This window comes from Klebsiella sp. K-Nf6, assembly GCF_002806655.1.
Lineage (GTDB): Bacteria > Pseudomonadota > Gammaproteobacteria > Enterobacterales > Enterobacteriaceae > Klebsiella > Klebsiella variicola.
In genome coordinates this window covers 25,613-33,146 of sequence record NZ_PIBN01000028.1, presented here as the reverse complement: position 1 = coordinate 33,146, position 7,534 = coordinate 25,613, and the positions used below count along the sequence as shown (strand labels likewise).

11 protein-coding genes are annotated in these 7,534 nt (G+C 57.6%); 4 read left to right on the top strand and 7 right to left on the bottom strand.

All coding sequences use genetic code 11. From position 1 onward, the window contains the following. The 6 genes from CWM61_RS27525 to CWM61_RS27500 form a co-directional block, all read right to left on the bottom strand. On the bottom strand, positions 1-151 hold a 151-nt coding region (locus CWM61_RS27525), incomplete at its 3' end, for a BMC domain-containing protein (RefSeq protein ID WP_049069966.1). A gap of 17 nt (positions 152-168) precedes the next feature. Next, positions 169-447: a BMC domain-containing protein gene (locus CWM61_RS27520; RefSeq protein ID WP_004182810.1), complete on the bottom strand. Its 279-nt coding sequence runs from the start codon at positions 445-447 to the stop codon at positions 169-171. 446 nt (positions 448-893) lie between these two features. Continuing rightward, entirely contained in the window at positions 894-1,412 is a 519-nt protein-coding gene (locus tag CWM61_RS27515; RefSeq protein WP_074387177.1) for a FidL-like protein, read from the bottom strand. After that, positions 1,409-2,212, bottom strand: coding sequence for a winged helix-turn-helix domain-containing protein (locus CWM61_RS27510; RefSeq protein WP_074387176.1), 804 nt, complete (start codon positions 2,210-2,212; stop codon positions 1,409-1,411). The genes CWM61_RS27515 and CWM61_RS27510 overlap by 4 nt, the downstream gene beginning before the upstream one ends. A gap of 21 nt (positions 2,213-2,233) precedes the next feature. Next, complete coding sequence (locus tag CWM61_RS27505; protein WP_064180527.1) at positions 2,234-2,818, bottom strand: TetR/AcrR family transcriptional regulator; 585 nt, start codon at positions 2,816-2,818, stop codon at positions 2,234-2,236. 141 nt (positions 2,819-2,959) lie between these two features. Continuing rightward, positions 2,960-3,742 carry an NAD(P)H-dependent oxidoreductase gene (locus tag CWM61_RS27500; RefSeq protein ID WP_074387175.1) on the bottom strand — a complete coding sequence of 261 codons (783 nt, stop codon included), beginning with the start codon at positions 3,740-3,742 and terminating at the stop codon, positions 2,960-2,962. A gap of 86 nt (positions 3,743-3,828) precedes the next feature. Here CWM61_RS27500 and CWM61_RS27495 point away from each other — a divergent pair, with 86 nt between their 5' ends. The 4 genes from CWM61_RS27495 to CWM61_RS27480 all read left to right on the top strand — a co-directional run bounded on the left by CWM61_RS27495 (position 3,829) and on the right by CWM61_RS27480 (position 5,894). Continuing rightward, complete coding sequence (locus tag CWM61_RS27495) at positions 3,829-4,737, top strand: LysR family transcriptional regulator (RefSeq protein ID WP_074387174.1); 909 nt, start codon at positions 3,829-3,831, stop codon at positions 4,735-4,737. Next, on the top strand, positions 4,731-5,150 hold the full coding sequence (gene fosA, locus CWM61_RS27490) for a FosA5 family fosfomycin resistance glutathione transferase (protein ID WP_017899137.1): 420 nt from the start codon (positions 4,731-4,733) through the stop codon (positions 5,148-5,150). The genes CWM61_RS27495 and fosA overlap by 7 nt, the downstream gene beginning before the upstream one ends. A 167-nt stretch (positions 5,151-5,317) precedes the next feature. After that, positions 5,318-5,605 carry a BrnT family toxin gene (locus CWM61_RS27485; protein ID WP_012542979.1) on the top strand — a complete coding sequence of 96 codons (288 nt, stop codon included), beginning with the start codon at positions 5,318-5,320 and terminating at the stop codon, positions 5,603-5,605. Next, positions 5,592-5,894, top strand: a complete 303-nt coding sequence (locus CWM61_RS27480) for a BrnA antitoxin family protein (protein WP_100632222.1) — start codon at positions 5,592-5,594, stop codon at positions 5,892-5,894. The genes CWM61_RS27485 and CWM61_RS27480 overlap by 14 nt, the downstream gene beginning before the upstream one ends. Before the next feature lie 79 nt (positions 5,895-5,973). On the opposite strand, the gene CWM61_RS27475 is transcribed toward CWM61_RS27480, so the two are convergent. Further along, positions 5,974-7,386 (bottom strand): PLP-dependent aminotransferase family protein, encoded by a 1,413-nt coding sequence (locus CWM61_RS27475; protein WP_061155894.1) that lies wholly within the window; start codon positions 7,384-7,386, stop codon positions 5,974-5,976. Between the last annotated feature and the right edge of the window lie 148 nt (positions 7,387-7,534).

Genomic DNA, 7,534 nt, shown 5'->3' with positions numbered 1-7,534 from the left:
CGACGTCGCCTTTCACCATCGCGGTGACGAGGCCGGAACCGACGTTTTCATAGCCGATAAGCTCGACGTTGGCGGCTTTACACATCGCATCCGCCGCTTCAATGCAGGCCACCAGACCTTTGGTTTCAATCAGACCTAATGCATCACCCATTTGCGTTCTCCTGGCCTTCAGGCCTTGTGTTTAATGACGATTTTGTTGATGTCGTTATGCGGGCGAGCGATGACCAGCGAGGTCACCACTTCGCCGATGCGCTGGGCTGATTCCACACCGGAATCCACCGCCGCTTTTACCGCGCCGACGTCGCCCTTCACCATCACGGTGACCAGGCCGGAGCCGACGTTTTCATAGCCGATCAGTTCGACGTTGGCGGCTTTACACATCGAGTCCGCTGCTTCAATACAGGCCACCAGACCTTTGGTTTCGATAAGCCCCAATGCATCACCCATCGTGATCTCCTCCAGAACAGGTTTTGTGATTCGGGAAAACCGTCCGCGTAACGGCATCAACACGCGGAATCGGCGTTCGGGGTTCACTATAGGGAATGGGGAGAGAAGCGAAATTTAAATCCGTGTTGGTGAATATTTTAGTTTTTTGCTCTGTAATTTAGTCTTATTTAGCGTTCAATTTATCTGTTTGTCCTGTTTTTTGCGTGATGATTGTCATGATGATATGGCGTTTTTTTAAGCTTATTATCGGCGGGAGATGAATGTTAATAAGATGCTAATTACTTGCCTGCAGGCGGTAATATAGCCGCGTGATAATTGTGGGTATGCTCAAGTTTTGCCACAAAAGCTAAATGCAAAACGTGCGCTTTTAGCATCGGAAAAAGAGGGGGCAAAAACGGAGTGTGAGCGAGGGCGCAGTTTCCTCGCGGCGGTTCAGGGGGGACGGGTTAATTAAACGTGCTGCCGGACTTCAGCGTGCAGATGTAGAGCGGCGAGTTGATAGAACTCAGCAGGATAGCTTTGTCGTTAAGCTTCTGCGCGTTGAGGAACAGGCCATCGTGGCTGTCGGACATCTCGCGCATGAAGTAGTCGAAGATGACATTCGGCGATTCGTCGATGGATGAGGCGCTGGATTCCCATTTTTTAATGCGGTAGTGGCGTTCGGTTGCCGAAATGCGTTGGCTGGTGTAGCTGAATTTGACGTAGCGCTGCAGGTAGAGCCAGCCGGCGGCGGAATCGGTATAGCCTTCCACCACCATCGAACCGTTGCCGTTGGCGGCAAAATTAAAATGAATATTGCCGTTCACATTCTCTTTTTCCATGTTCTCAAAACGCATGATCGCTTTGGTGGAACAGCTCATCACGCCGTCGTTGGCATCCGGCAGCAGGCGCCAAGCGCTAAAACCGGCGGCGGCGATAAACGCGAGGGCGGAAAGGGCGAAAAAGGGGCGGGGCGCGAGTCTCATTGCGGCTTCCAGGAGTAGTAAAAGTAGTTATCGCAATAGCTGAACGGGTTGTCTTCGTGCATCGCGCAGTGGGCGAGGAACACCCGGCCCAGTCCATTGGTTTCCAGTCGGTCGCCATAGAAAAAAACAAAACGTTCGCCCGGCTTGCAACTGAGCTTCAGCCGCTGACGCACCTCATCAAAATTCTTACCGTAGGCCGTGGCGGAGACCGAACGCAGCATCTCATCGCTGGCCAGCAGTTCGCACTGGCTGTGGTTCATCAGCGTCAGATTAATTGGCCGGGCGACGTGGGTACCGGCGAGACTAAACGCCACCAGCAGCAGGGCGATGACCAGCAGACAGCCGCCGGCCAGATACCAGCACATCCCGCGCGCATGTCGTGAATCGGTGGGCGGCGTTGTCGCCGCTGGGGGGACGGTTTCATCAGCCCTCTCGGGTGGGTTAGCGGCCTCGGTAAGCGCCGGCCCGGCATCGAGCAGTTCAATGCTCAGATCCTGGTTCAACTGCAGCATGCCGCGCGACACGGTGACGATAATGTTATCGATATCGTAGTGGCGGAAGGTTTTGCGCAGCATACTCAGGTATTGATTGAGGTTGCTGTTGGAAGAGGTTAAGCCGTTATCATCCCAGACTTTTTTTAATACTTCATCGCGGCTGACGACGCCGGTATGGCGGAGAAAAAAATAGAGTAGCGCGCTGGCGGTGATGGATAGCTGGCTATCCGGTTCATCGCTGCCGGGCAGGGTTAGCGTGCCGTCCGTTGCGTCATAAATGAGACGGGCATTGATGTTGTAGCGCATCGCGGCCTCACTCTATTCGCTTCACGCGGGAAGCGTCATTTTGGTCAGATCGTTTACCAGCGACTGTCGGTGATCGCTGCTCATGGTACGCCCTTCGGTGAGTTCCGATAACCAGATGCCGTCGGCGGCGTAGCGCACCAGCGTGCCGGTCGGGCCGTTATCCAGCGCATCGCCCTGCGCCAGGTGATCCAGCATCCAGTCGCGCCAGCATTTTCGCAGCACCGGCTCGTCCGGCATCGCCAGCGACAGCACCATCAGCTGGCGGCTTTCGTGGGTGTCCGTCAGCTCCGGGTTGGACAGATAGCGCAAATAGGCGCGGGTAAAGCGTCCGTAAGCGATGTTATCGGCGGCCATCAGTTCGCTAATCGCCTTTTCCATGATCGCCAGCAGCCGGGCGAACAGGGCGAAAATCAGCGCCTGCTTATTGGGAAAGTGATGCAGGAGGCCACCTTTGCTCACGCCAGCCTCGCGGGCGACGGCGTTCAGCGACAGGGCGGCGATACCGTCCCGGCCGGCAATCATCGCCGCCGATTCAAGCAACTGACGGTGGAGACGGACGGGATCTTTTTTACGATGCTGGGCTTCCATATTCATGGCCGGAATCATACCGACCAGACGGTATGATTATTCTTGATCGCTATCAATATGAACGGCGGCTTCGTGTGACGAGATGCTGTTAATGCGTGGAGGCTCACAAATTGTCATATTAATGAACGCGATAACCCGGATGGGCTATCGCGTCGAGATTTATTTCGTTGCCAGATGCACCCCCAGACCGCTTTTCCCGGGCGCCAGTTCAGGGCGCAGCGTCAGCGATGGGATCAGATAATCGCCATAATTCTGCCGGCGGAATGGAATGGGCTCGGTTTGCCACAGCGTGTCCAGCCGCTCGGCCAGGGTGGCGCATTGGTCGGCGAACTGGCCGGCGTCGATTTTGTCTGTGCGGTAGAACACCAGCGGCGGGAGTACCTCGAAGCCGGGATAGAACAGCATGCCGTGCTGAATGGGGAACAGGATGTCGTTGATGGGGCCGTTGATCCCGCGCGGTGAATAGTGTTCCGCCCAGCCGCCGGCGGTGACGATCAGCATCGCCCGCTTGCCAGCGAAGGTGCCTTCTCCGTAACGGTCACCCCAGTGGCGGTCGCTTTGCTCACCGACGCCATAGGCAAAGCCCCAGGCGTACACCCGGTCGATCCAGCCCTTCATGATGGCAGGCATCGAGAACCACCACAGCGGGAACTGGAAAATTACCATATCGGCCCACAGCAGCTTTTCCTGCTCGGCTGCGATATCCGCGCTTTGGGTTCCCTGGGCAAAGGCCCGTTTTGAATCGAGGGTCGGACGCCAGAACTCGCCGACTGGCGGGGCGCCGCTGTCGTCAGCGTCATATCCGGCCTTCCAGCGCATGGCGTAGAGATCGGAGACCTGGACTTCATGCCCGGCCTGCTGCAGGTGGTGGATGGCGAAATTTTTGAGTCCGCCATTAAGCGAGCGCGGTTCCGGATGGGCGTAAATCAGCAGTACTTTCATAACATCACCTCTGGAGTGGGGAGAGCTGCAGAGTAGGAAAGCTGACGCTATAGTAGAAATTAATTACTTAAATTCCAGGTATAGCCGTGATTAATTTACATCGTCTGGATCTTAATCTGCTGCGCACGCTCGACGTGCTGCTTAGCGAAAACAACGTCACCCGGGCGGCGCAGCGGCTGAATCTGTCGCAGCCGTCGGTCAGTATTCAGCTCGCCAGGCTGCGGGAGATTTTCGCCGACCCGCTGCTGATGCCGGGTCCGCGCGGCATGCAGCCCACCGCCCGCGCCGATGAGCTTCGCCAGCCGCTGCGCGCCGCGTTAGCCGCCCTGGAGCAGGCAGTGGCGCCGGTGGCGCCCTTTAATCCGGCGACGGCGGCGGAGACCTGGCGGGTGGCGGCGACGGACTATATGGCCTCGGCGATCCTCCTGCCGATGCTGGGCAGGCTACGGCTGGCCTCTCCCGACAGTCGGCTGGCGGTATTCGAGCTGCAGCCAGCGCGGCTGGAGCAGCAGGCGGCCAGCGATGAAGTGGATCTCTGCTTCCATACCCGCGAGGGCGCGCCGCCGGGGCTACATCAGCGCCTGCTGTTTCGTGAACGCTACGTGCTGGCAGGCCGGGCGGAGCATCCGGCGCTGCGGCCTGGGCTTAGCCTGGAAACGTTCTGTCAGCTGGAGCACGTGATCGTCTCCCCGGACGGGGGCGGCTTCAGCGCGGCGACCGATATCGCGCTGGCGAACCTCGGACAGACGCGGCGGGTTGTCCTTTCCGTGCCACATTTCCTGTTTATGCTGGAGACCCTGCGCAATAGCGATCTGGTGGCGGTGCTGCCGGAGCGGCTGGTGCGCGGGCAGAGCGGGCTGGTGGTCGTCGAGCCGCCGCTGGCGGTCGCCGGCTTTGAGATGCTGATGCTGTGGCACGAGCGCTGGCACCGCGACCCGGCGCATCAATGGCTGCGCCAGTTCATCGTGAATTCACTGGAGGAACAGACATGCTGAGTGGACTGAATCATCTGACCCTGGCGGTCAGCCAGCTGGCGCCGAGCGTGGCGTTTTATCAGCAACTGCTGGGCATGACGCTGCACGCCCGCTGGGACAGTGGCGCCTATCTCTCCTGCGGCGATCTGTGGCTATGCCTGTCGCTGGATCCGCAGCGGCGTGTTACTCCGCCGGAAGAGAGCGACTACACCCATTATGCGTTTAGCATTAGCGAAGCCGATTTTGCCCGCTTCGCCGCCCGCCTGGAGGTTGCCGGCGTGGCGGTCTGGAAGCTAAATCGCAGCGAAGGCGCCTCGCACTATTTCCTCGATCCCGATGGCCACAAGCTGGAGCTGCACGTCGGCAGTCTCGCCCAGCGGCTGGCCGCCTGCCGTGAGCAGCCGTATAAGGGAATGGTGTTTTTTGACCAGTGAAGCTGATTTGCGGACGCGGGGTAACCCGTAGCCCCGGTAAGCGCAGCGCCACCGGGGAGATGCCTTTACAAATTACTCACTCAAAATGTGAGGTTTTTTCCAACGCCGTCACTATTATCACCGGATAATCGTATATACTTTTTTGTATATACAAAAGGATGAATAGTATGCCAATGGAGTTTGAGTGGGATGCAAACAAGGCATTAAGTAATCTACGAAAACATGGAGTCCGGTTTGAAGAAGCGGTATTAGTCTTTGACGATCCGCGGCACCTTTCCCGCCAGGAGCGGTTTGAGAATGGTGAATATCGCTGGCAAACCATCGGTCTTGTGCATGGGATCCTTGTTATCCTGGTGGCGCATTCGGTCCGTTTTGAAAGTGGAACTGAGGTTATTCGTATTATCAGCGCCCGGAAGGCGGACAGAAAAGAGAGGAATCGTTATGAGCATGGTTAAACATAAACGCGATAACCCGGTTGCGCTTACAGCCGAGCGAGATGCTGAACTTAAAGCGCTAGCGAGCAAAGCCGATGAGGACATCGATTACAGCGATATCCCCGCTACAGACGATGCGCAATGGTCAGATGCCGTACGCGGCAAATTTTTTCGACCGCTAAAAACACAGGCTTCTGTGCGCATTGATGCCGATGTCATGGAGTGGCTCAAACGTCCAGGAAAAGGCTATCAAACTCGACTGAATGCGATTTTAAGAGAAGCGATGATTCGCGATCTTAATAAGAAATAGTTGCTGGTAGCGGCGCTACGTATTTTCGGAGCCCGTAGCCCCGGTAAGCGCAGCGCCGCCGGGGAAAACAGATTAAACTTCACTCCATCGCCACCTTCACCGCTTCTCCCAGCTTCACCATCACCGCTTTATGTTTCTCGGTCGGCGGCAGGGCGCAGTTGATCCTGACGCAGTTGCGATACTTGCCCGCTGCCGAAAACAGCGAGCCCGGCGCGACCTGGATCTTCAGCCGGCATAGCTGTTTGGCGACGCAGACCATATCCACCTGCTCCGGGAGCTCCACCCACAGCATAAAACCACCTTTTGGCCGGGTGACACAGATCCCGCACGGGAAAAACTCCCGCAGCCAGCAGGTGTAGATCTCCATATTACGCTGATAGATCTGCCGCATCCGCCGCACGTGACGGTGGTAGTGGCCTTCGCGAATAAAATTGCAGGCCGCCAGTTGGGTTGAAGGGACGTTAGTGCCGCTGGCGGCGTACTTCATCTGTAGCAGCTTGTCGTAGTAGCGCCCGGGCGCTATCCAACCGATGCGCAGGCCGGGGGCGATGGTTTTGGTAAAAGAGCTGCAGAGCATCACCCGGCCGTCGATATCCCAGGAGTGAATGGTGCGCGGGCGCGGGTACTCGGTGGCCAGCTCGCCGTAAATGTCATCCTCGAAAATCACGATATCGTGGCGCTGGGCAAGGTTCAGCACCGCGCGCTTACGGGCGTCCGGCATGATAAAGCCCAGCGGATTATTGCAGTTCGGCACGAGGATCACCCCTTTGATTGGCCATTGATCCAGCGCCAGCTCCAGGGCCTCGATGCTGATCCCGGTTTCGGGATCGGTGGGGATCTCAATGGTCTTTAATCCCAGTCCGCGCAGCATCTGCATCGTGCCGTAGTAGCAGGGGGATTCCACGGCCACGATATCGCCAGGCTGGCATACCGACAGTAAAGCCAGAGACAGCGCGCTGTGGCAGCCGCTGGTGAGCACCAGATCGTCGGCCGTCACCACCGAGCCGCCGTCAAGCATCAGGCGGGCGATCTGCTCGCGAAGTTCCCGGCGCCCGGCCAGCTCGTCATAGTTCAGTACTTCGCTGAGGTTGTGCTGGATCGCCCGGCTCAGTTCGCGCCAGATAGGCTTCAGGCTTGGCTGTGTGACATCCGGCGAGCCGCCGCCGAAGGGGATAATCGATTTATCGTAGCGGGCGTCGAGCATGGTCAGCACCTGATCCCACTGGGTGATCTCCACCGGGCGCTGTACCGGACGCGACATTGGCGGCACCGGCGGCTGGGCCTTGCGGGGGGCAACGAAATAGCCCGATCGCGGCTGAGGCACAATCATTTGCTGCTGCTCAAGCAACTGATAGGCCTGCTGGACAGTGCTGATGCTGACGCCATGCTCCTGGCTCAGGCTGCGCACCGACGGCAGTTTTTCGCCGTGGCGATACAGGCCCTGTTCAATGCGTTCGGCCAGCAGGGCAGCGAGATGTTGGTAGCGGGTCATGCTGTATCCTTGATTGTCGCCATACAGATAAAAGAACCAGTACAGATGGGCGGAAAAAATGGGGTCTGGTGTACGTTTTAGCCAATCTGTATGTTAAAGAAAAGTGTTTTGTGAATCTGTATTCCTTGGCCCCAAATCCGTGAAGATA